The sequence below is a fragment of the Cupriavidus sp. MPR-AND1C genome, assembly GCF_058809705.1.
Map to the genome: position 1 here is coordinate 18,511 of NZ_JBXASU010000070.1, position 20,997 is coordinate 39,507.

Annotated in this window: 21 protein-coding genes; 8 read left to right on the forward strand and 13 right to left on the reverse strand. The window is 67.2% G+C overall.

All coding sequences use genetic code 11. The features are described 5' to 3' along the window. The first annotated feature begins 3 nt into the window (after window positions 1-3). The 5 genes from ureE to AC1RWI_RS28280 all read left to right on the forward strand — a co-directional run bounded on the left by ureE (window position 4) and on the right by AC1RWI_RS28280 (window position 3,464). Window positions 4-639 carry an urease accessory protein UreE gene (gene ureE, locus AC1RWI_RS28260; protein WP_492869965.1) on the forward strand — a complete coding sequence of 212 codons (636 nt, stop codon included), beginning with the start codon at window positions 4-6 and terminating at the stop codon, window positions 637-639. A gap of 22 nt (window positions 640-661) precedes the next feature. Continuing rightward, a complete protein-coding gene (locus AC1RWI_RS28265; protein ID WP_492869966.1) occupies window positions 662-1,354 on the forward strand; it encodes an urease accessory protein UreF in 693 nt (230 codons plus the stop codon). A 51-nt stretch (window positions 1,355-1,405) separates the two neighbouring features. Then, window positions 1,406-2,035: an urease accessory protein UreG gene (gene ureG, locus AC1RWI_RS28270; RefSeq protein ID WP_043351446.1), complete on the forward strand. Its 630-nt coding sequence runs from the start codon at window positions 1,406-1,408 to the stop codon at window positions 2,033-2,035. A gap of 131 nt (window positions 2,036-2,166) precedes the next feature. Further along, the gene (locus AC1RWI_RS28275; protein ID WP_158408262.1) at window positions 2,167-2,343 is read left to right on the forward strand and encodes a hypothetical protein; all 177 of its coding nucleotides are present in this window, start codon (window positions 2,167-2,169) and stop codon (window positions 2,341-2,343) included. A gap of 101 nt (window positions 2,344-2,444) precedes the next feature. Then, window positions 2,445-3,464: a threonine ammonia-lyase gene (locus AC1RWI_RS28280; protein ID WP_043344784.1), complete on the forward strand. Its 1,020-nt coding sequence runs from the start codon at window positions 2,445-2,447 to the stop codon at window positions 3,462-3,464. Window positions 3,465-3,475: 11 nt separating this feature from the next. Here the strand turns inward: AC1RWI_RS28280 and AC1RWI_RS28285 are convergent, their stop codons facing one another. Then, on the reverse strand, window positions 3,476-3,865 hold the full coding sequence (locus AC1RWI_RS28285; RefSeq protein WP_492869967.1) for a helix-turn-helix domain-containing protein: 390 nt from the start codon (window positions 3,863-3,865) through the stop codon (window positions 3,476-3,478). A gap of 421 nt (window positions 3,866-4,286) precedes the next feature. Between AC1RWI_RS28285 and AC1RWI_RS28290 the strand changes: the two genes are divergently transcribed. After that, window positions 4,287-5,048, forward strand: a complete 762-nt coding sequence (locus tag AC1RWI_RS28290) for a hypothetical protein (protein WP_492869968.1) — start codon at window positions 4,287-4,289, stop codon at window positions 5,046-5,048. A gap of 33 nt (window positions 5,049-5,081) precedes the next feature. Here AC1RWI_RS28290 and AC1RWI_RS28295 read toward each other — a convergent pair whose 3' ends face one another. Further along, complete coding sequence (locus AC1RWI_RS28295) at window positions 5,082-5,774, reverse strand: glutathione binding-like protein (protein ID WP_492869969.1); 693 nt, start codon at window positions 5,772-5,774, stop codon at window positions 5,082-5,084. 188 nt (window positions 5,775-5,962) lie between these two features. After that, window positions 5,963-7,225, reverse strand: a complete 1,263-nt coding sequence (locus AC1RWI_RS28300) for an acyl-CoA dehydrogenase family protein (protein WP_492869970.1) — start codon at window positions 7,223-7,225, stop codon at window positions 5,963-5,965. Between the two features lie 192 nt (window positions 7,226-7,417). On the opposite strand from AC1RWI_RS28300, the gene AC1RWI_RS28305 reads away from it, so the two are divergent. Beyond that, window positions 7,418-8,353, forward strand: a complete 936-nt coding sequence (locus AC1RWI_RS28305; RefSeq protein ID WP_043351448.1) for a LysR family transcriptional regulator — start codon at window positions 7,418-7,420, stop codon at window positions 8,351-8,353. A gap of 25 nt (window positions 8,354-8,378) precedes the next feature. Here AC1RWI_RS28305 and AC1RWI_RS28310 read toward each other — a convergent pair whose 3' ends face one another. From AC1RWI_RS28310 to AC1RWI_RS28345, 8 genes are all read right to left on the reverse strand, one after another. Further along, on the reverse strand, window positions 8,379-9,896 hold the full coding sequence (locus AC1RWI_RS28310; protein WP_492869971.1) for a hypothetical protein: 1,518 nt from the start codon (window positions 9,894-9,896) through the stop codon (window positions 8,379-8,381). Continuing rightward, window positions 9,893-10,513: an RNA polymerase sigma factor gene (locus AC1RWI_RS28315; protein WP_492869972.1), complete on the reverse strand. Its 621-nt coding sequence runs from the start codon at window positions 10,511-10,513 to the stop codon at window positions 9,893-9,895. Before AC1RWI_RS28315 ends, AC1RWI_RS28310 begins: the two co-directional genes overlap by 4 nt. Window positions 10,514-10,611: 98 nt before the next feature. Beyond that, the gene (locus tag AC1RWI_RS28320) at window positions 10,612-12,450 is read right to left on the reverse strand and encodes a vWA domain-containing protein (protein WP_492869973.1); all 1,839 of its coding nucleotides are present in this window, start codon (window positions 12,448-12,450) and stop codon (window positions 10,612-10,614) included. A gap of 129 nt (window positions 12,451-12,579) precedes the next feature. Beyond that, window positions 12,580-13,587 (reverse strand): Bug family tripartite tricarboxylate transporter substrate binding protein, encoded by a 1,008-nt coding sequence (locus tag AC1RWI_RS28325; protein WP_043344796.1) that lies wholly within the window; start codon window positions 13,585-13,587, stop codon window positions 12,580-12,582. A 266-nt stretch (window positions 13,588-13,853) separates the two neighbouring features. Then, window positions 13,854-14,930 (reverse strand): phosphotransferase, encoded by a 1,077-nt coding sequence (locus AC1RWI_RS28330; RefSeq protein WP_043344798.1) that lies wholly within the window; start codon window positions 14,928-14,930, stop codon window positions 13,854-13,856. A gap of 108 nt (window positions 14,931-15,038) precedes the next feature. Beyond that, window positions 15,039-15,773, reverse strand: a complete 735-nt coding sequence (locus AC1RWI_RS28335) for a histidine phosphatase family protein (RefSeq protein ID WP_492869974.1) — start codon at window positions 15,771-15,773, stop codon at window positions 15,039-15,041. A 105-nt stretch (window positions 15,774-15,878) separates the two neighbouring features. Continuing rightward, complete coding sequence (locus tag AC1RWI_RS28340; RefSeq protein WP_043344803.1) at window positions 15,879-16,658, reverse strand: oxepin-CoA hydrolase, alternative type; 780 nt, start codon at window positions 16,656-16,658, stop codon at window positions 15,879-15,881. 92 nt (window positions 16,659-16,750) lie between these two features. After that, complete coding sequence (locus AC1RWI_RS28345; protein ID WP_492869975.1) at window positions 16,751-18,274, reverse strand: 3-hydroxyacyl-CoA dehydrogenase; 1,524 nt, start codon at window positions 18,272-18,274, stop codon at window positions 16,751-16,753. A gap of 232 nt (window positions 18,275-18,506) precedes the next feature. On the opposite strand from AC1RWI_RS28345, the gene AC1RWI_RS28350 reads away from it, so the two are divergent. Beyond that, complete coding sequence (locus AC1RWI_RS28350) at window positions 18,507-19,148, forward strand: glutathione S-transferase (RefSeq protein ID WP_043344806.1); 642 nt, start codon at window positions 18,507-18,509, stop codon at window positions 19,146-19,148. Between the two features lie 74 nt (window positions 19,149-19,222). Here the strand turns inward: AC1RWI_RS28350 and AC1RWI_RS28355 are convergent, their stop codons facing one another. Both AC1RWI_RS28355 and AC1RWI_RS28360 read right to left on the reverse strand, forming a co-directional pair. Then, window positions 19,223-20,410 (reverse strand): pyridoxal phosphate-dependent aminotransferase, encoded by a 1,188-nt coding sequence (locus tag AC1RWI_RS28355; RefSeq protein WP_043344808.1) that lies wholly within the window; start codon window positions 20,408-20,410, stop codon window positions 19,223-19,225. Between the two features lie 54 nt (window positions 20,411-20,464). After that, a complete protein-coding gene (locus tag AC1RWI_RS28360; RefSeq protein WP_492869976.1) occupies window positions 20,465-20,959 on the reverse strand; it encodes a putative toxin-antitoxin system toxin component, PIN family in 495 nt (164 codons plus the stop codon). Window positions 20,960-20,997: the final 38 nt, after the last annotated feature.

Sequence of the window (20,997 nt, forward strand, 5' to 3'; positions counted from 1 at the left end):
GCTTTGCAAAAGATCGACAAACACCTCGCCGCCCCGCACGGCATCGCCGCCGTGCTGGTGCGCCGCGCGCCCAAGCTGGTGCTGCCTTTTTCCGACCGCAGCAAAAGCCGCCTGCGCGCCACCCTCGACAACGGCGAAGAAGTGGCGCTGTTCCTTGCGCGCGGCACCGTGCTGCGCGGCGGCGACCTGCTGGTCACCGAAGGCGGCGTCTTTGTCGAAGTGCAGGCCGCGCCGGAATCCGTGCTGCAAGTCGGCGCCAGCGATCCGCAGGCACTGATGCGCGCGGCCTACCACCTCGGCAATCGCCACACGCCGGTGGAAGTGGGCCGCGACTACCTGCGCCTGGAATTCGACCCGGTGCTCGCGGACATGCTGGCCCGCCTCGGCGTACAGGCCGAACGCGCGGAACTGCCCTTCGAGCCGGAAGCCGGCGCCTACGGCGGCGGGCACAAGCATGGGCACGATGCGACGTTTGCCGAGGACTATGCCGCGGCGCAGGCCGTGTTCCGTGAGCATCACGGGCACGATCACGATCATGGCCATGCGCACAGTCATGACCACGGCGATGAACATGGCCACAAACATGGCCACGACCACGCTGCGCATGTGCATGACGAGAACTGCGGGCACAAGCATTGAGGCATTGCGCTAAAGCAGTCCCATGACCCAGCTCTCCCAACTCATCTCCCTGCTGCACCTTGCCTCGCCGGCGCTGCCGATCGGCGGCTTCAGCTATTCGCAAGGGCTGGAGGCTGCCATCGAGTGCGGCATGGTGCGCGATGCCGGCAGCGCGGAGCAGTGGGTGCGCAGCAACCTGCTGGACGTGCAGGCGCAGTGCGAAGCGCCCGTGTGGCTGCTGCTGTATCGCCATTGGCGCACGCTGGATGCAACGCGCCTGGCCGAATGGAACGACTGGTTCCACGCCACGCGCGAAAGCGCCGAGTTGCGGCTGGAGACGGAGCAGATGGGCTGGTCGCTGGCGCGGCTGGTGGCGCAGATGGAGTGGGGCGATGCCGCGCTGCGCGTGCAGCTGGCGGCGTTGTCGCCGGTGTGCCTGCCTACCGCTTTTGCCGCGGCTTGCGTGGCGCTGGACGTGAATGAGCGCGACGGCCTGGCGGCCTATTGCTTCAGCTGGGCGGAGAACCAGGTGTCGGCGGCGCTCAAGGCGGTGCCGCTGGGGCAGGTGGCCGGGCAGCACATCCTGCGCAGGCTGCATCCCGCGGTGCTGGAGACCGTCGACGAGGCCGTGCGGCGCGCCGCTGCCGAGCCGCCGCTGCTGTCCACTTTTTCCCCGATGCTGGGGCTGCTGTCCGCGCGCCATGAGACGCAGTACTCGCGGCTATTCCGTTCCTGAGCGCGGCCGTGCGCGAAACACACAACGATTCCCCAAGACAAGATGTCCACCATGACCCAGGCTCGTACCAAGAAGAATCCTCCGTTGCGCGTCGGCGTGGGCGGCCCCGTCGGTTCCGGCAAGACTACCTTGCTGGAGATGCTGTGCAAGGCCATGCGCGAGCGCTATGACCTGGTCGCCATCACCAACGATATCTACACCAAGGAAGACCAGCGCTTGCTGACCATCTCCGGCGCCTTGCCGGCGGAACGCATCATGGGCGTGGAAACCGGCGGCTGCCCGCACACTGCGATCCGCGAGGATGCCTCGATCAACCTCGAAGCGGTCGACCGCATGCTGGGCAAGTTTCCCGATGCCGACATCGTCTTCATCGAGTCCGGCGGCGACAACCTGGCGGCCACCTTCAGCCCGGAGCTGTCGGACCTGACCATCTACGTGATCGACGTGGCCGGCGGCGAGAAGATCCCGCGCAAGGGCGGACCGGGCATCACCAAGTCGGACCTGCTGGTGATCAACAAGACCGACCTGGCCCCTTATGTTGGCGCCAACCTGGAAGTGATGGAAAGCGATGCGCGCAAGATGCGTGGCGCCCGCCCGTTCGTGATGGGCAGCGTGAAGTCGGGGCAGGGACTGGCTGAGGTGATCGCATTCATCGAGCGCCAGGGCATGCTGGGGGTGTAGCGCCGGGCTGCCGCATGCCGCGCCGTCGGCGGCGGCGGGCGTTGCGTGCACCGGGCATGGACGGCGCGCGACGCCCTCGCCGTCCATGCATGCCGCCGCAGCGCCGCGGCTTGTGGCATACTTTGCGCTCCATGACGTTCCCATCGCTCGCCCCTTCCTGGCTGTGCCGCACCACCGATACCGGTGGCGTTGCTGCACGCGCGGGCGCCGAGCTGCCGGCGGGGCTTGCCTCCACGTCCGGCGCGTCGTCGATTTCCGCCTCGATTTCCTTCTCGTTCTCCATTATTCGAATTATCCGGGGTCGCTGAGCTGCGGCTTTGGCTGGTGCTCGGTGGCCCGTGGTCCCTCCCTTGCCGTGCACGGCCACAGGGGCCTGCACGCGACCAACCGATTCGATGGAGAACACCCGATGTCCGATCTTTCCGACCTGCGCGCGCACGCCCGCTATCCCTCGCTGCCCGAAATCCAGAGCACCGCGCGGCGCTTGCAAGGCAAGGTGCTGGAGACGCCCGTGTGGCGCTGGCAGACCGGGGCGGCCCTGCAACTCGATGCCGGCACGCAGGTCTGGCTCAAGCTGGAGCTGTTCCAGATCACCGGCACTTTCAAGGTGCGTGGCGCGCTCAACAGCATCGAGCACATGGATGCATCTGCGCGGGCGCGCGGCGTGGTGGCAGCCAGCGCTGGCAACCATGCCATGGCGGTGGCCTACGCGGCCAAGGTGGCAGGCGTGGGCGCCAAGCTGGCCATGCCGGCCACCGCCAGCCCTGCGCGCGTGGCAGCCTGCCGTGAGGCGGGCGCCGAGGTGCTGTTGCTGCCGGACGTGCATGCCGCTTTTGCCCACGCGCTGCAGCTGGTGGCCGACGAAGGCCGCACCATGGTGCACCCCTACGATGGCCCGCTGATCGCGCAGGGCACCGCAACGGTCGGGCTTGAGCTGATGCGCCAGGTGGCTGGGCTGGATGCGGTGGTGGTGCCGGTAGGCGGTGGTGGCCTGTGCGGCGGCATCGCCGCGGCGGTCAAGCAGATCAATCCGGCTTGCCGGGTCTATGGAGTCGAGCCGGAGGGCGCCGATGCCATGAATCGCAGCTTCGAGGCCGGGCGGCCGCAAACGCTTGAGCGCGTCGCGACGGTTGCCGACAGCCTGGGCGCGCCTTATGCGCTGGACTACAGCTACGGCGTGTGCCGCCAGTTTGTCGACGGCATGGTGCGCGTCTCCGACGAGGCGATACGCGCGGCCATGCGCATCCTCTATCGCGACATGAAGCTGGCCACGGAGCCGGCTACCGCGGTGTCCACTGCCGCACTGCTGGGGCCCCTGCGCCAGACACTGGCGGGCAAGAAGGTCGCGCTGATCGTGTGCGGGTCCAATCTCGACGCAGCGCGCTTCGCCGAACTGCTGGCAGTGGATGAGCCCGCGGGCGCCAGCTGAACCCGATGCCGTCAGGCCTGCACGGCCCTGACGGCGATCGTGCGCGCCACCGATGCGATCACGTCCTGCTCTGCATCGGTCATCAAGGCCATATGGCGTACCGTGACGCGCTGTGCCGGCGTGATGTTGAACTCGGCGCAGCGTTGTTCCAGCACGAGCGCGCCGCCGCGGCCACTGCTGTCGGCCTCGTTGAAGTTGAGCATCTCGCTGGCGTCCACGCCCAGTGTGCCGGCCAGCGCGCAGATATTGATCAAGGAGACATTGCGCACGCCGCGCTCGATGCCGCTGAGGTAGGAGCGCGCCATGCCGCTTTCGAGAGCGAGCTTTTCCTGTGACCAGCCACGTTGTTTGCGCAGCTCGGCAAGGTGCAGCCCGAAGCGCTTGAGAGGATCGGCGACCATGGCTCTGTACGTGATTGAGAACAGATCGAGGCTAAGGGTTTGACCTCTTTGTAGCGACGCCTTATAGTAGTACGCACTATAGGTCACTGGCCCGGCACTCGGCACTCGGCACTCGGCACTCGGTATCGGTTACCCGGTACTCGTCACGCGTCTCCGTACGTCGTTGCGTGCCAGGCGAGACGCGGCAAACACGTTGCTGACAACCTGACAACCTGCGGATGATGCCCGTCGGCGCAGGGTAAGACCTTGTCCAAATGTTATTAATGGGTTTCGCGGCCACAAGGAAAGAGGCGGCCCGCCTCGGCATCTTGTCAAGGCGGCGAGGCACCAGGCTAAAAAGATCACGACCTCGACATAGAGGCACTCCAATCCCCGGGGAAGCGCGGCGCTGTATTTTTCCACTACGCGGAGAGTGAGTGCCATGCGTATTTTTTCGTTGTTCGACGCGCAGATGCGCGGCGAAATCCTGACAGGCGGAACCGCGTCGCAGTTGCGCGTGGGCCTGCAGGTAAGGGTGGTGCCGGAAGCCGCTGGTCTGGGCAGCAGTGGGGACTACATCTTCTTGCGGCAAGGTGCGATGCAGTCCGGCATTGTCACCACGCGCGCCGAGTGGTGGGCTTGCCTGCACGGCACGATCAAGCTGACGCCGGTGGGCGGCGAGCCGGTGCTGGTGTCGGTGGGTGGCGTGTATGCGCTGCGCCAGGCCGAGCGCGTGCATCTGGCGGCGCTGCAGGACACGGTATTGATCCGTGCGATCCTGGACCCGAATGCCGTCGGGCTGGTGGGAGCGGGCGTGACCAGCAGCTACGATGCCTTTGCCGAGGGCCAGGCGGATCTCTGGCAGGCCGATGGCGCGCAGCACGGTGAGGATGGTGTGCCGCGCGTCAACGCGGCCTTTGTCTGTCTGGCCGAGGGTGAGCCTGAATGGGCGCTGCGCTTGCGCGCGGCCGGGCTGAACTGGGCGGCCTGCCATGCGGGCACGCTATGCTTGCAGTGGCATTCGCCATGGCCGCGTGTCGAGCGGCAGGTGGCGTACCTGCAGCCGGGCATGGTCTTCGCGCCGGATGCGGATGAGGCGTACCGGATCGAGGCGCTGCATCCCGCAGCGAGCCTGCTGTGCTGCCTGCAGGCGCCGGCGCGCGTGGCCGGCGCGGGCGAGATGCAGGTGGTTTCCCTGCATTGACAGCCTGGCGCCATGGCCGCGCCGGCGGGCTGCTCAGCGGCGCTGGTACTGCGTGGCCCCGAACAGGATTTCCCGTTCCTTGTCGCCGCTCAGCGGCTTGCGTTCCTGCGCCAGCACCGCGACGCCGCGCTGCACGGCGGGCCGCTCGGCGATCTCAAGGAACCAGCGCTTCAGGTGCGGATAGTCGTCGAGCTCCACGCCCTGGTTCTGCCAGCTGCGCAGCCACGGGAAGGTCGCGATATCGGCCACGGAGTATTCGCTGCCGGCCAGCCAGGCATGTTCCGACAATTGCTTGTCGATGACGCCGTACAGGCGCTTGGCCTCGTTGGTGTAGCGGTTGATGGCGTACTCGATCTGCTGTGGCGCATACATGCGGAAATGGTGCGCCTGGCCGAGCATCGGGCCGACTCCGCCCATCTGGAACATCAGCCATTGCAGCGCGTCGTACTTGCCGCGCACGTCCTCGGGCAGGAACTTGCCGGTCTTGCCGGCGAGGTAAAGCAGGATGGCGCCGGACTCGAACAGCGAGATGGGTTTGCCGTCCGGGCCGTCGGGATCGACGATGGCCGGGATCTTGTTGTTCGGGCTGATCTTGAGGAAATCGTCGCCGAACTGGTCGCCGGCGCCGATGTTGATGGGGTGGACCTTGTACGCGAGGCCGCACTCCTCGAGCATGATGTGGATTTTGTGGCCGTTGGGCGTGGGCCAGCTGTAGACGTCGATCATCGGGAAGGGCTCCTGGCTGCGATCGTGCAAACGGTGAATCGCCACATCGACCACGCGCGTGGCGAACCGCGCGATTTAAGCACAGAAGAAAAAAACGCGCAGACTGGCTGCGCGTTTCCCATGTTGCCAGCAGGGCCGGCGGTGAGACCGGTCGTGGCGGATTGCGGCTTGCTGCGGCTTGTTGCAGCTTAGAAGCCGCGTGTCACCGGCATGTTGATGTCGTCCGAGCTCACGCCCATGTGCTTGGCCAGCTCCAGCTTGGCGATGGCGTTGCGGTGCACCTCGTCCGGGCCATCGGCCAGGCGCAGGGTGCGCTGGTGCGCCCACCAGTTGGCCAGCGGGAATTCGTCCGAGACGCCAGCGGCGCCGTGCACCTGGATGGCCCAGTCGATCACCTTCAGCGCCATGTTGGGTGCGACGACCTTGATCATGGCGATCTCGGCCTTGGCCACCTTGTTGCCGGCGGTGTCCATCATGTAGGCGGCCTTGAGCGTCAGCAGGCGCGCCATTTCGATTTCGCAGCGGGCTTCGGCGATGCGCTCGCGCGTCACGCCCTGGGCGGCCACCGGCTTGCCGAATGCGACGCGCGACAGGGCGCGCTTGCACAGCAGTTCCAGCGCGCGCTCGGCCACGCCGATGCTGCGCATGCAGTGGTGGATGCGGCCCGGGCCGAGGCGGCCTTGGGCGATCTCGAAGCCGCGGCCTTCGCCCAGCAGGATGTTGGCTGCCGGCACGCGCACGTCCTTCAGCTCGATCTCCATGTGGCCGTGCGGCGCGTCGTCGTAGCCGAACACCGGCAGGAAGCGCTTGATGGTGATGCCTGCGGTATCGGCCGGCACGACGATCATCGATTGCTGCTCATGGCGGCCCGCTTCCGGGTCGGTCTTGCCCATCACGATATAGACCTCGCAACGGGGATCGCCCGCGCCCGACGACCACCACTTGGTGCCGTTGATCACGTACTCGTCGCCATCGCGGCGGATGCTGCAGCAGATATTGGTGGCGTCCGACGAAGCCACGGCCGGCTCGGTCATCAGGAAGGCCGAGCGGATCTCGCCGCGCAGCAGCGGCTCAAGCCACCTGTCCTTGAGCTCTTCCGACGCGTAGCGCTCCAGCGTCTCCATGTTGCCGGTATCGGGCGCCGCGCAGTTGAAGACTTCGGCCGACCAGGGCACCCGGCCCATGATCTCGCACAGCGGTGCGTATTCCAAGTTGGACAAGCCTCCCGGGGCACGCTTGGAATGGGGCAGGAACAGGTTCCACAGGCCGGCTTCGCGCGCCAGCGGCTTGAGTTCCTCGATCACCTTGGTCGGGACCCAGGCGTTGCCGGCCTGGCGGTTGGCCTGGATCTCGGCGTAGAAGCGCTTCTCGTTCGGATAGATGTGCTTGTCGAAGAAGGCCAGCAGGCGAGCCTGCATTTCCTTGACCTTGGGGGTGTACTCGAATTGCATGTTGTCTCCTCCACCTCTGAATGAGGCCGGTATCGGTTGGGCCGCCGCGGGTTGCGGCGGGCCGTTTCCGGCACCGGCGGACGCGGTTTGCGCCGACTGGAGAGGACTGTACCGCAATCCAGGTAATTAGAAAAATGAATTTTCTGGATTTGCCAGTATCAATACTGTGCATTCCATGCCAGAATGCCCGACATGCAGCTATCCCGCATCGACCTGAATCTCTTCGTGGTGTTCGACGCTATCTATAGCGAAGGCAGCATCACGGCCGCCGCCCGCCAGCTCAACCTGACCCAGCCCGCGGTCAGCCACGCGCTGGGGCGCATGCGCCTCTTGTTCGACGACCCGCTATTCGAGCGGCGGGGGCAGGGCATGGCACCCACGCCGCTGGCGCGCTCGCTGGCCACCGAGGTGCGCACGGCCCTGCAATCCTTTGCCCGCACCTTGCAGGACACGCCGCACTTCGATCCGGCGGCCACGGTGCGCCGCTTCACCATTGGCATGCGCGATGCGCTGGAGTCCACCCTGCTGCCGCCGCTCATGGCGCGCGTGACCGCGATGGCGCCGCAGGTGGAGATCGCGGCGATCCGCTTCGACCGGCGCGAGATGGAGTCGGAACTGCTCGCCGGCACGCTCGACGCCGCCATCGATATCCTGCTGCCGGTGTCGCCGGCCATCCATCACACGCCTTTCATGGCCGACCCGATGGTGGTGCTGGCCCGCCGCGACCATCCGCTGATGAAGAAGGAGCTGACGCTGGAGCGTTACCTGGCCGCCGAGCATGTGCATGTGTCGTCCCGCCGGCGCGGGGCCGGACTGGAAGACCAGGCGCTGCACCGCATGGGCCTGACGCGCCGGGTGCGGTTGCGCTGCCAGCATTACGCCGCTGCCTGCCGGGTGGTGAGCTGCACCGACTTGCTGGCCACGCTGCCGCTGCGCTACGCGCGCATCGCCAACGAGCCCTATGCCAATCGCCTGCTCTCGCTGCCCTTCAAGGTGCCCACGCTTGAGTTGCATCTCTACTGGCATGCCGGCGGCGAGAACGATGGCGCCAATCGCTGGCTGCGCGAGCAGCTGCTGGCGGTGATCAACGCGCTCGGCGGCGGTGTGGGCGAGGTGGCGCAGGACTGAACGCGTCGAGCTTTGGTCCCTGAACCTACCAAGGCGCGCTGTCGGCCTGGCGCTCGATGCGCACGGTGGCTGGCGGCAACGTGCTGTCGGCCTGCACCGCATAGGGCAGCGGCGGCCGGTATGGCGCCGGCACCGCCTGCCATAGCCGCTCGACCCACGCCCTGACCTCGGGGCTTGCCGGCGCCGACGCCGTGACACGCAGCGCCAGCTGCGCCCCGGCGGCGGGCTCGGTCCCCGACGGGGCGGACAGCAAGCGCTCCACCGCTAGCTGCGGTTCCTCCCGCAAGCTCATCGTCAACGTTCCCACTCTTTGCACGCGTGCGGCAGGCGCGGGTGCGCGTGCCGCATCGGCCTGCTGCGACGGGCTGGCACGCAGTGCCAGCCTGGGTGCATCGAAGGTGGGCGCTGGCGCCGGTGGCGCGATGGGTGCGATCGGGGCTGGCGGCGCCATGGCCGCCATCGGCGCGATCGGCGCCATGGATGCCATGGGTGCCGGGACACGTACCGCCGGCGCGGCCGCTGCGGCGGGAGGCGCTCCGGCGGAGAGCGAGCCCGCCATGCCTGCCGCGTTTTCCCTGGGTTCAGGTGCACGCCGCTGCGCTAGCCGGTCCGGCTCGCGCGGCGCGGCCTCGGCCGGTGCCTCGGCGGGCGGTGGGCGCAGGGGCTGTGCGTTGGCCGTGGCGGGCGGGCTGGCCGGCGCAGGCGCAGGCTGTGCGGCTTTAGTGGCGTTAGTGGCTTGAGCGGCGGGCGGAGGCACTGGCGCATCCGCGCGCGGCGACGCCGGCTGTCCCGCGGATTCCGCTTGCGGAACTGGGGCTGGGGCCGCTGGCTGCACCGCCGCTTGTGCAACCGGCTTGGCGGGTTCCGCCTGCTTTGCGGGCTTGTTCGCCGCCTTGTCCGCCTTGTCCGCCTTGTCCGCCTTGTCCGCCGTGTCCGCCACGGGGCCCGGGGCTTGGGCCGGCAACGTGATTTCGCCGTTGCGCAGGTCAAGCTGGCGCATGACGATCTGCAGCGACAAGACGCCTACGCCGAGGGTGGCGGCGAGCGCGCCCAGCGCGGGCCACCAGCGCCGTGCGGGGCGGGCACGGGGCGGCTTGCCAGTTGGCTTTCCGCCTTCGGCAGGTTGTGCGGGCAGCGCCTGCTCACGCAGCCACGCCTGCGCAGCCTCGCTGACAGGCGCGCCGAGCACGCTTTGCGGCACGTCACCGCGCCGGATTTCCTCCAGCACGGCATTGCGGCGCGTGGCCTGCGCTGCCTGCATCCGTGCGGCTTGTGCCATGACCGATGCCTGCAATCCCGCCGGCGGCGTGAAATCCAGCTCGTCATCGTCGGCGGGCGCCTCGGCTTGTTCGGCGTAGGCCCGGACCTTGGCCGGCAGCGAGGCAGGCGGCTGCGGCGCTGGCGCGTTGCGCGCCGCCTGCTCCGCACGCGCCGCGGCCATCACCGAGGCCTCCAGCGAGGCGGGTGGTACAAAGGCGGGCAACTCGCGCAGCAATGCCGCGAGCCGGTCCTCGCCGGCGATGAAGCGTTCGTCCGCGCTCATGGCAGCGGCTCCTGCGGCGCCGTGGCCGCCAGGTTCTCGCGCAGCCGCGCAAAGGCATAGCGCAGTCGGCTCTTGATGGTCTCGAACTTCTCGCCCAGCGTCAGGGCGATGTCCTCCACGCTCATCTCGCTGAAGAAGCGCAGCACGATCACCTCGCGCTGCGCCGCCGGCAGCGCCAGCAGCGCTTGCCGCACGCCCTGCAGGTTCTGGCGCAGCTGCGCCTCGGCCTCGGGGCTGAGATCGTCCGCCGGCAGGGCGAGGTGCGTCTCGTCGAGCGCGTCGCGCTGGCGCTCGTAGGCACCGCGCAACTGGTCCAGCCAGGTATTGCGCGCGATCTGGAACAGGAAGGTGCGCAGGGCCGCGCTGGGCTGGTAGTCCGCGCAGCGGGTCATCAGCTTGACCCAGGTCTTCTGGGTCACGTCCTCGGCCTCGCCGGTGTTGCCCTGGCAAAGCCAGGCCACATAGTTGTACAGCGCTGCGTTGTGGCGGCGGAACAGCTCGGCCACCGGCTGCTCGATCAGGCCGTTGGCGACCAGCAGCATCAGGTCGGTATCCGGCAGCGCGGACAGTCCGGCAGAGGATGGGGATGGCGGGGCGCCACGTGGGGAGGCATGCATGCGCGGGAGTATATGACAGCCCCGCGCGCTGCTGCGAGGGGCTGTGCGTGCCGGGTGCCTGCGCGCGGGCAACCCGGCGGATGGTGGGCGAGGCGGCCTCAGCGTGGCGGCTCCCTGGCAGGCTCGCCGCTTTGCGCCAGCGGGGCGCGCGTGGACAGGGCCTGCGCCAGGTCGACCAGCTTGATGAATTCGCCGCGGTAGCCAAAGCGGTCGGTGCCGCGCGCGCCGAGCGCCAGGGTGCGCGCGTCGGCGTAGGTCCAGCCGTTGACATGATTGCCGCCACGCAGTATCTGGCCGAAGCCGGCTACCGCCGTGGCGAAGCGCATGGCGTCGTCGGCTTGCGCCAGCGGCCGCACCGCGCTGTCCTGCACGGGCAGGTCGATCAGCTCGCTGGCTTGCGCCTGCGGCAGCTTGTAGCGCAGCTTGATGTGGGCCAGCTCGCCAGCGGTGCCCTTGCCCGGCTGGACGGCGGGGCTCGCCGGCTGGTAGCGCAGCGGCTCGATCAGGCCGGGCTGGCCCGCCAGCGTCAGCTCATAGAGCGCTGTCACGGTGTGGCCGGCGCCGATGTCGCCGGCGTCGACCTGGTCGTTGTTGAAATCCTCGCGCTTGAGCGCGCGGTTTTCATAGCCGATCAGGCGGTATTCCTTGACCGTGGCGGGGTTGAACTCGACCTGGATCTTGACGTCGCGTGCCACCGTTGCCAGCGTGGAGCTGAACTCTTCGACCAGCACCTTCTGGCCTTCCATCAGGTTGTCGATGTACGAGTAGGCGCCATCGCCCGCGTCGGCCAGTTGCTCCATCATCTGGTCGTTGTAGTTGCCGGTGCCAAAGCCCAGCGTGGACAGAGACACGCCGGACTTGCGCTTCTCCGCGACCAGGGCCTTGAGCTGGCGCAAGTCGGTGATGCCCACGTTGAAATCGCCATCGGTGGCTAGCAGCACGCGGTTGATGCCGCCCGCGATAAAGCTCTGCTGCGCGGCCTGGTAGGCCAGCGCGATGCCGCTCGCGCCGGCGGTCGAGCCGCCCGCTGCCAGGGAGTCGATGGCCGACGAGATGGTTGCCTTGTCGCTGCCCGACGTTGGCGGCAGCACCACGCGCGTGCCGCTGGCGTAGGTCACCAGCGTGATGCGGTCTTGCGCGCGCAGCGCGTTGGTCAGCAGCTTGAGCGAGGACTTCAGCAGCGGCAGCTTGTCGGGCGAATACATCGACCCCGACACATCAACCAGGAAGACCAGGTTGGCCGGCGGCAGGCTGTCGCGCGCCGCGTCGGCCGCCTTGATGCCGATGCGCAGCAGCACGTTGCGCGCTTGCCATGGCGCGGGCGCGGCGTCAGCGTGCACGGCAAAGGGCCCGCCGTCGCGCGGCTGCGCGTAGTCGTATGGGAAGTAGTTGACCATTTCCTCCACGCGCACCGCGTCGGCCGGCGGCAACCGGCCGGCATTGAGCAGGCGGCGCACATTGCTGTAGCTGCCGGTGTCGACGTCGATGCTGAAGGTCGAGACAGGCGCTTGCGCTACCTGCTGCACGCCGTTTTCGTCGATGGCGCCATAGCGCTCACGGTCTGGCCCGGGCAGCGGCTGCGGATAGGGCATGGGGCGTGCCATCAGGGTCATGGGCGGCGCAGGCATGGCGCGCATGGCAGGCGCGTAGGCATCGGCCATGGCGCCGGCGATCGCCTCCCTGGCGGCAGGCACGGTATTGCGGGGCTGTGCCATGGGTACGGTGGGCACGGACTGCACGGACTGCACGGACTGCACGGACTGCACGGACTGCACGGGAGCGGCCGGGGCAACCGGGGGTGGTGCCACCGGCTGCGTGGCCGGTGCCGCGTTGTCGGCGCGCGCGGGCAGATCCGGCGGGGTAGGGGCAGTGGTGGAATGACCACCGCAAGCGGCCACCGCAAAGGCGATGGCCAAGGCTCCCAAGCGCTTAAGCATGTTCTTTTCTCCTGAAGGGCCGCGCCGGCGATGCCGGCGGCAGGGCGCTGTCAGTGAAACGAGGCAGCTTGGCGCAAGGGGTTAAGCGCGAGCAAAAAAGTCAGAATTAGCCAAGACCCGGCATGCGGGTCAGTCGAGCCGGATGTCGGCCTGCTTCACCACGGTTGCCCAGCGTGCCCGCTCGGCGACGAAGAACTTGTTTGTCTCCGGTGGCGTCATGGTCACCACTTCCGCCCCCTGGCCGGCGAGCTGCGCGCGCACTTCCGGCGAGCGGATGATGCGGATCAGTTCGCTGCTGATGCGTGCCACCAGCGCATCGGGCATGCCCGCTGGCGCCATCACGCCTTGCCAGGTGCCAGACTCGAAGCCCGGCACCCCTTGCTCGGCGATGGTAGGCACTTGCCCCACCAGCGGCATGCGGGTCTTCTTGGACACCGCGATCACCTTTAGCTTGCCGGCCTGCACCTGGGGCAGCGTCGCCAGCATGCCGTTCATCAGCACCTGGGCGGTGCCGCCCACGGTATCGGCCACCGCCTGCGCACCGCCTTTGTAAGGCACGTACTGCCACTTCGCGCCGGTAGCCTGCGCCACCGCCACGCCCGCCAGGTGCGGCGCGCTGCCGATGGCGGTCACGGCGAAGTTGAGCTGGGTGCGCTTGGACAGGTCCACCAGTTCCTTGAGGTTACTGACCTGCACCGAGGGATGGACCACCAGCAGATGCGGCGAATACGCCAGCATGGAAACGCCCCTCAGGTCCTTGCCTGGATCGAACGTGAGTTTGGTGTAGACGGACGGGCTGATGGCCAGCGCGCCGACATCGCACAGCAGCAACGTGTGATTGTCGGCGCCGGCCTGCGCGACCATGGCGGCGCCGATATTGCCGTTGGCGCCTGGGCGGTTATCCACCACGATGGGTTGGCCGAGCGCCTCGCCGAGCTGGCGGCTGATCAGGCGCGCAATGATGTCGGATGAGCCGCCGGCGGGATAGGGTACAACCAGCCGGATCGGGCGGGTAGGCCAGTCGGCGGCTTTCGCCGTGGACGACAGCAGCGTGCCGGCTGCGCCCAGGCTGCCAAGCGTGGCGGTTGCGCCCAGGGTCGAGAGTTGGGTCAGGAAGGTGCGGCGGCTGCTTGGCATTGGCGTTGTCTCCGGCTTTGTCTTTGTTGTATGTTGTCGTATATGTTGAATCATAGCCGGAAGTACTGGGCGGGTCCAGGGCATTTTCTGGCAGCGCTCTGGGTGTGAGGGATGGCGAACCCGGTGCGGGTCGCAGTGAGGTGATTGGAGGTGATTGCCGAAAACAGGGCAACACATCATCTGATACGATAACTTGTCCCGTAAAAAAACCTCTTCCCCGCGCTTGGGAAGAGGTTTTCTGATGATTCCGGCGAAGTGTCGGATTGTTATTGCTTTGCCTTCTTTGCGTACTCCCAGCCCATTTCCGCCATCGGCCGGGCACGCTTTCCTGCATCCGCGGCCTGCGCGGAGGAGGCCGTCCCGTCCACCACGCGCTTCATGATCCCCTGCAGGATGCCGGCAATCCGGAACATGCTGAACGCCAGGTAGAAATTCCAGTCACCGGTGATCGGCCGGCCGGTGCGTTGCTCGTAGGTACGGCGGTAAGTGGCCTCGTCAGGGATGCCAAGTCCGGCATGGTCCAGGCCAGCGATGCCGCGGAACTGTCCCGGGGCGATGTGCCAGCTCATGCAGTGGTAGCCGAAGTCGGCCATCGGGTGCCCCAGCGTGGACAGTTCCCAGTCGAGGACGGCCAGCACGCGGGGCTCGGTGGGGTGGAACATGAGGTTGTCCAGCCGGTAGTCGCCATGCACGATGGACGTAAGATCGGCGTCTTCCTGCGGGATATGCTCGGGCAGCCAGGCCATCAGCGAGTCCATGGCCGGGATGCTCTCGGTCTCGGACAGCTTGTACTGCTTGGTCCAGCGCTCGATCTGGCGCGAGAAGTAGTTGCCCGGCTTGCCGTAGTCGCCCAGGCCGATGGCCTTGTAGTCGACGGTGTGCAGCGCGGAGATGACGCGGTTCATCTCGTCGTAGATGGCGGCGCGCTCGGCCGGCGTCATGTCGGGCAGCGACTGGTCCCACAGCACGCGCCCGGCGACGAATTCCATGATGTAGAAGGCGCGGCCGATCACGGTTTCGTCTTCGCACAGCGCGTACATCCTGGCCACTGGCACATCGGTGCCGGCCAGTGCGGCCATCACGCGGTATTCGCGCTCGATGGCGTGGGCCGAAGGCAGCAGCTTGGACTTGGGGCCCGGCTTGGCGCGCATCACGTAGGTCTGGCCCGGCGTGATCAGCTTGAAGGTGGGGTTGGACTGGCCGCCCTTGAACTGCTCGATGGAGAGCGGGCCGGCAAAGCCGGCGACATGCTCGCGCATCCAGGCTTCCAGCGCGGCCATGTCAAAGCGTTGCTGCTCGGCTACCTCGCGGGTGCCTTCGAAATTCGAAACGTTGGTGCTCATGCTGTCTCCGTGTTTTCGGTATGTTCCGGGTTTTTCGAGATTCGATTACGTCTGTCTTGTCTGTCTTGTCCGTCTTGTCTGTTTCATCTTTATCTCTATGCGGCGTGGCTAGCTGGCCGGCCCGCGCAGGTCGCGAAAGCGCAGATATTGATGCAGCAACACTTCCATGGTGGTGTGGCGCGTACCGCTGTGCACTGGCGTGGGCGGCGAGTAGTTCATCATGCGCACCACCCAGTCCAGCGGATCGTCGCCCACGTCCAGCACATTGATGCAGCCGGCGGTTTGCATCAGGCTGCCGTAGAACACGCGGCGCCCGCAGGTGATGGCGTGGGAGAGGATGGCGCGGTTGGTGCCGCCATGCAGGACCAGCAGGGCGGTGTCCCAGTTCGGGTCGTCGCGCAGGCGGCGCAGCGCAGGCAGCACGCGGTCAAGGAATTCACCCACGCTCTCGCCATCGAGGAAGCGCTTGTCTTCGGGCACTTCGCCTTCGAAGGCGCCGATAAAGGCATCGCGCAGCTTGTCGTCGCTGATGCCTTGCAGCTTGCCGCCGCGGATTTCCTGCAGCTCGGGCCAGGTTTCCATCGCGGCATCGGCCATGCCGGGCAACGCCGCCAGCACGCGCTCGGCGGTTTCCACCGTGCGCGGCAGCCCGCTGACGATGATGCGGTCAAAGCCAATGTGCTCGGCGGCAAATGCACGGCCAGCCGCGCTGGCCTGTTCGCGCCCGGTCTCGTTGAGCGGCACCAGTTCGGGCAGCGCGGGGCGCCCGGTCGCGTCGAAGTAGGTCACCGCGCCATGGCGCATCAGGTAGATGCGGCGGCGGGGCGAGGGCGGCAATTCCATGCAAGTCTCCGGTGCTTGTGCTTCTGTGCCTGTCTGCGCGGGCATCCTTGGCGTGGCATTGCGAGGCCGGGTACGCGCGTTGGCGAACCCGGCGGGCAGGGCGGCTTAGCGGTAGTTCGGCTTGCGCTTTTCCAGGAAGGCGCCGATGCCTTCACCGCCATCCTTGTGATGCAGCGCGGCCACGAAGTTGTCGCGTTCTTGCGCCAGGTGCTCGGTCAGGCTGGCGGTGGCGGCGTGGTTGATCAGGCCCTTGATGCGGCCCATGGCGTGCGGCGAGCGCGTGGCCAGCGATTCGCCCAGGCGCAGCGCTTCGGTCAGCGCCTGGCCGGGCGGCACCACGCGGTTGACCAGCCCGAAATGCGCCAGGCGCGCGGCATCCACGGGCTTGCCTTCCATGATCAGTTCGGAGGCGAGCTGCCGGGGCAGGGCGCGGGCCAGCTCGTACGAGCCACCGCCGTCAGGCGTCAGGCCAACGTTGACGTAGGCCATCACGAACTTGGCGTCGCTGGCGGCCACCACGAAATCGCAGGCGAGCACCAGCGAGAAGCCGGCGCCCGCCGCGGGGCCTTCCACGGCGGCGATGATCGGCTTGGGGAAGGCGTGCAGCGTTTCGATCCAGTGGTTCAGGACTTCGATGCTCTCGGCTTGCACCTCGCGCGGCTTGGCGCGGTTGCCAAGCAGGCGGTTGAGGTTGCCGCCGGCGCAGAACACGCCATCGGCGCCGGTGATCACCACCGCGCGGATTTCGTCGTCGCGCGAGGCCAGCTCAAGCGCTTGCTGCGAGGCCGCGTAGATGTCCGGATGCAGCGCGTTGCGTGCCTCGGGGTTCGAGATGGTCAGCACCAGGGTGGTGTCGACGCGTTCGGATAGCAGCTGTGCGGTCATGGCGGCCTGTGCGGATGAGCGAATGCAACGATGCAATGCGGTGTTGGATACGAAACGACCGCAGGCCGGAAACAAGCCTGCGGTCGCGGTTCTTACTGCTCTTCGGCCAGCAGCGACAGCTTGAGGCCGGCGCGGCGCCACAGCCACGGGCTGGGGCGGTAGCGCATGTCGCCGGTCAGGCGTTCCAGGTTGCGCAGCACGGTCAGCACCAGGTGCGGGCCGATCACGTCGCCCAGCGCCAGCGGGCCCTTGGGGTAGCCCAGGCCGAGGTTGACGGCGAGGTCGATGTCCACCGGCGTGGCAATGCGCTGTTGCGCGATGTCGCTGGCGATGTTCACGATGCAGCTGATGATGCGCTGGGCCACGAAGCCGGCCGAGTCGCGGATCACGGTCACGGGCACGCCGTCGCTGCCGAACAGGCCATGCGCGGCCTCGCGCATGGCGGCTGACGTGGCCGGCGTGGCCATCAGCGTGCGGCGCTTGGTGGCTTCGAACGGCAGCAGGGTGTCGATGGCGATTACGCGGGCCGGGTCAAGTCCTTCCTGCAGCGCGCAGGTGGTGGCGTCCAGGCCCAGCGGCGTGACCACGATCAGGGCGTCGCCGGAGGGATGGTTGCCGGCTTCCGGCGTCATGCCCAGCGCGAGGATCAGCTTGACGGCCATGTCATGGCCGCGCTCGTCGGCGCGGCTCACCCAGACGCTGGCGGGGCGCGCCGCTGGCAGGGCGGCGGTGGCGGGCAGCTGCTTCTGGCCGTCGGCATAGCGGTAGAAACCGGCACCGGCCTTGCGGCCGATCAGGCCGCCCACCGAGCGGATCGCCGTGATGGGCGACGGCCGGTAGCGCGGCTCCTGGTAGAACTGGTTGTAGATGGATTCCATCACCGGGTGCGACACGTCCAGCCCGGTCAGGTCCATCAGCTCGAAGGGGCCCATGCGAAAGCCCGCCTGCTCGCGCATGATGGCGTCGATGTCGGCGAAGTCGGCCACGCCTTCCTGCGCGACCTTCAGGCCTTCGATATTCATGCCGCGGCCGGCATGATTGACGATAAAGCCGGGCATGTCCTTGCAGCGCACCGGCGTATGGCCCAGGCGGCGCGACAGCGCCATCAGCGCGTCTCCCACGGCAGGGTCGCCGGACAAGCCGTCGATCACCTCGACCACCTTCATCAGCGGCACCGGGTTGAAGAAGTGGTAGCCGGCGATGCGGCCAGGTTGCTTGGCGCCCACCGCGATCGCGGTGATCGACAGCGATGACGTGTTGGAGGCAATCACGGCATCCGCACGCAGGACGGCTTCGAGCCTGGCGACCAGGTCACGCTTGACTTCGAGCTTCTCGACGATGGCCTCGAGCACCATGTCGCAGCCGGCCAGGTCTTCCAGCACATTGCAGGGCAGCACGCGGGCCAGCGCGGCGGCGCCGTCCTCGGCGCTCATCTTGCCCTTTTCGGCGAGCTTGGCGAAGGTATCCTGCAGGTATTGCCGGGCGGCGGCCACGGCTTGCGGGTTGGTATCGTACAGGCTGACGGTCAGCCCGGCCTGCGCGGCGATCTGGGCAATGCCCCGGCCCATGGCGCCGGTGCCGACGATGCCAAGCGAGTCAATGGTGAAAGTGCTCATAGTGCGTCCAGAAAAGTGTGGTTAAATTAGCACGATCGTACGTTTTTTGCATCATCCGCGACAGTGGGGCGATGCAGGCGGCGTGCGCTGATCGGCCAACGCGGACCGCCAGAGTCTGTCATGGCACACAATGCCTGCTTGCCAGTGTGTGGGCAGGGTACCTTAGCCCCCGATTTCATCGCGATCCACCCGGTGGGTTGCCAATCAGGCCATAACGAGGAGAGAGACAGACATGCTGAAGCTCTGTGGTTTTGCCGCCAGCAACTACTACAACAAGGTCAAGCTGGCCTTGCTGGAAAAGAACCTGCCCTTCGAGGAGGAGCTGGCCTGGATCGGCAAGACCGATCTCGACGCCACGCCCCTGGGCAAGGTGCCCTACATGATCACCGATCACGGCCCGCTATGCGAGTCCGAAGTACTGGACGCCTACATCGAGGCGACCTACCCGCAAGCGCCGCTGCTGCCCGCCAGCCCCTACGAGGCGGCCAAGGTGCGCGAACTGGTGACTTTCCTGGAGCTGTACCTGGAGCTGACCGTGCGCGAGCTTTACCCTGAAGCGTTTTTCGGCGGCAAGGTCAGCGACGGCGTCAAGGAGCGCCAGAAAAAGCTGCTGGAGCGCTATATCCCCGCCTTCGCCAAGCTGGCGAAGTTCTCGCCCTACCTGGCGGGCGACACCTTTACGCTGGCGGACTGCGCCGCGGTGGTGCACTTTCCGCTGATCTCGTCTTGCACCAAGATCATCTACGGCACGGACATGCTGGCCGACCTGCCGGTCAAGGAGTACCTCAAGCGCATGTCGGAGCGCCCGACGGTGCAGAAGGTGAATGAGGATCGCAAGGCGAATACCGAGCTGATGCTGAGCGGCCGGAAGTAAGCGAAGGGTTTGCACAAGGAAAAGCGGCCGCGGCATGCCGCGGCCGCTTTTCTTTTCGCTGGCCAAAGCGGTGCTTACAGCGCCTTCAACCGCGCCAGGGCCAGCGCCAGCGTCTCTTCCTTCTTGGCAAAACAGAAGCGCACCACCCCAGACTCCCGCGGCTGCGAGTAAAACGCCGAAACCGGAATCGCCGCCACGCCGATCTCGCGCGTGAGCCACATCGAGAAATCCGCCTCGCTCATGTCCGAGATGGCGGAGTAGTCCACGCACTGGAAGTAGGTGCCGTCCGATGGCAGCAGCTTGAAGCGCGTGGCGGCCAGCCCGGCGCGGAAGAAGTCGCGCTTGGCCTGGTAGAAGGCCGCCAGGTCCAGGTAGGGCGCCGGGTCTGCCATGTAGTCGGCCAGGCCATGCTGCACCGGGGTGTTTACCGTGAACACATTGAACTGGTGCACCTTGCGGAACTCGGCCGAGAGCGCGGCCGGCGCGGCCACATAGCCCACTTTCCAGCCAGTCACGTGGTAGGTCTTGCCGAAGCTCGACACCACGAAGCTGCGGCGTGCCAGCTCGGGGTGACGCGATACCGACTGGTGCGGCTGGCCGTCGAACACCATGTGCTCGTACACCTCGTCTGACAGCAGCAGGATGTCAGTGCCGGCCAGCAGTCCGGCCAGGCGATCCATGTCGCCGGCGCGCCAGATGGTGCCGGTGGGGTTGTGCGGCGTGTTGATCAGCAGCATCCGCGTGCGCGGCGTGATAGCGGCGGCAAGGCGGTCAAAGGGGATGTGGAAGTGCGGCGCGTCAAGGGCCACCGACACGACCTTGCCACCGGCCATTTCGATCGCGGGGATGTAGCTGTCGTAGCAGGGTTCCAGCACGATCACTTCATCGCCCGGATGCACGGCGCACAGGATGGTGGTCAGGATGCCCTGGGTGGCGCCCGCGGTGACCGTGATCTCGCTGTCCCAGTCGTAGGCATGGCCGTACAGCTTGCCGATCTTGCCGGCGATGGCCTGGCGCAGCTTGGGCACACCTGCCATCGGCGGGTACTGGTTCAGGCCAGAGCGCATGGCGTGCGCGACGGCATCGACGATCTTCGGGTCGCAGTCGAAATCCGGGAAGCCTTGGCCGAGGTTGACGGCATTGCGCTCGGCGGCCAGCGCCGACATCACGGTAAAGATGGTGGTGCCGACCTTGGGCAGGCGCGAAGCCGGCGGCGTGAGGGGAGCAAGGGTGCCGGGCTGGGCGGAGTGGTTCGTGGGCATGGGAAGCTGCGTCAGGCTGGGCGGTCGGGATGGGCGGAAAACGATGCTGGCATTCTAGCGGGGATCGGCCGGCGCCTGCGCCGTGGTCTGCTCGCGCGTGGCCAGCCAGCCGGCGAAGGCCTGGGGCAGCAGGATATCCACGCCGCTCAGGCGGCGCAGGCGGCCTTTGAGCTTGAGCACGGCCTTGTCCTTGGAGACCAGGCAGGCGGCCTGGGCAAAGTGCGCCAGCTCGATGAACTTCTGGTCGTCGGTATCGCGGCAGCGCGGCAGGCGGGCCGCCGCGATGTCGGCTTGTTCCGGGATGGCGATGAGGGCGGTCAGCCGGTCGACCGTGGCCATGGCGGCGGGAATATCGACACCAAAATGGGCAAATTGCGGATAAGCCAGCACTCGGCGCAACTCCTCGCGGCAATCGGCGCGGATTACCGCGGCAATGGCGCCGGTGTCCAGCGCGGCCCGGATCGGCTCGACGTGCGGATCCGCAAAGACCAGCAGGTCGACCCAGATGTTGGAGTCGAGCACCACCCGCGGTGCCAGCGCGCCGGGGATGGGGTTGGCCTGTGGGGACGGCGGGGAATTGAGGGGTA

Bases quoted from the DNA above. Each gene is read 5' to 3' on its own strand.
- AC1RWI_RS28265 (WP_492869966.1), top strand. From the start codon at position 662: ATGACCCAGCTCTCCCAACTCATCTCCCTGCTGCACCTTGCCTCGCCG.
- ureG (WP_043351446.1), top strand. From the start codon at position 1,406: ATGACCCAGGCTCGTACCAAGAAGAATCCTCCGTTGCGCGTCGGCGTG.
- AC1RWI_RS28275 (WP_158408262.1), top strand. From the start codon at position 2,167: ATGACGTTCCCATCGCTCGCCCCTTCCTGGCTGTGCCGCACCACCGAT.
- AC1RWI_RS28280 (WP_043344784.1), top strand. From the start codon at position 2,445: ATGTCCGATCTTTCCGACCTGCGCGCGCACGCCCGCTATCCCTCGCTG.
- AC1RWI_RS28285 (WP_492869967.1), bottom strand. From the start codon at position 3,865: ATGGTCGCCGATCCTCTCAAGCGCTTCGGGCTGCACCTTGCCGAGCTG.
- AC1RWI_RS28290 (WP_492869968.1), top strand. From the start codon at position 4,287: ATGCGTATTTTTTCGTTGTTCGACGCGCAGATGCGCGGCGAAATCCTG.
- AC1RWI_RS28295 (WP_492869969.1), bottom strand. From the start codon at position 5,774: ATGATCGACGTCTACAGCTGGCCCACGCCCAACGGCCACAAAATCCAC.
- AC1RWI_RS28300 (WP_492869970.1), bottom strand. From the start codon at position 7,225: ATGCAATTCGAGTACACCCCCAAGGTCAAGGAAATGCAGGCTCGCCTG.
- AC1RWI_RS28305 (WP_043351448.1), top strand. From the start codon at position 7,418: ATGCAGCTATCCCGCATCGACCTGAATCTCTTCGTGGTGTTCGACGCT.
- AC1RWI_RS28310 (WP_492869971.1), bottom strand. From the start codon at position 9,896: ATGAGCGCGGACGAACGCTTCATCGCCGGCGAGGACCGGCTCGCGGCA.
- AC1RWI_RS28315 (WP_492869972.1), bottom strand. From the start codon at position 10,513: ATGCATGCCTCCCCACGTGGCGCCCCGCCATCCCCATCCTCTGCCGGA.
- AC1RWI_RS28320 (WP_492869973.1), bottom strand. From the start codon at position 12,450: ATGCTTAAGCGCTTGGGAGCCTTGGCCATCGCCTTTGCGGTGGCCGCT.
- AC1RWI_RS28325 (WP_043344796.1), bottom strand. From the start codon at position 13,587: ATGCCAAGCAGCCGCCGCACCTTCCTGACCCAACTCTCGACCCTGGGC.
- AC1RWI_RS28330 (WP_043344798.1), bottom strand. From the start codon at position 14,930: ATGAGCACCAACGTTTCGAATTTCGAAGGCACCCGCGAGGTAGCCGAG.
- AC1RWI_RS28335 (WP_492869974.1), bottom strand. From the start codon at position 15,773: ATGGAATTGCCGCCCTCGCCCCGCCGCCGCATCTACCTGATGCGCCAT.
- AC1RWI_RS28340 (WP_043344803.1), bottom strand. From the start codon at position 16,658: ATGACCGCACAGCTGCTATCCGAACGCGTCGACACCACCCTGGTGCTG.
- AC1RWI_RS28345 (WP_492869975.1), bottom strand. From the start codon at position 18,274: ATGAGCACTTTCACCATTGACTCGCTTGGCATCGTCGGCACCGGCGCC.
- AC1RWI_RS28350 (WP_043344806.1), top strand. From the start codon at position 18,507: ATGCTGAAGCTCTGTGGTTTTGCCGCCAGCAACTACTACAACAAGGTC.
- AC1RWI_RS28355 (WP_043344808.1), bottom strand. From the start codon at position 20,410: ATGCCCACGAACCACTCCGCCCAGCCCGGCACCCTTGCTCCCCTCACG.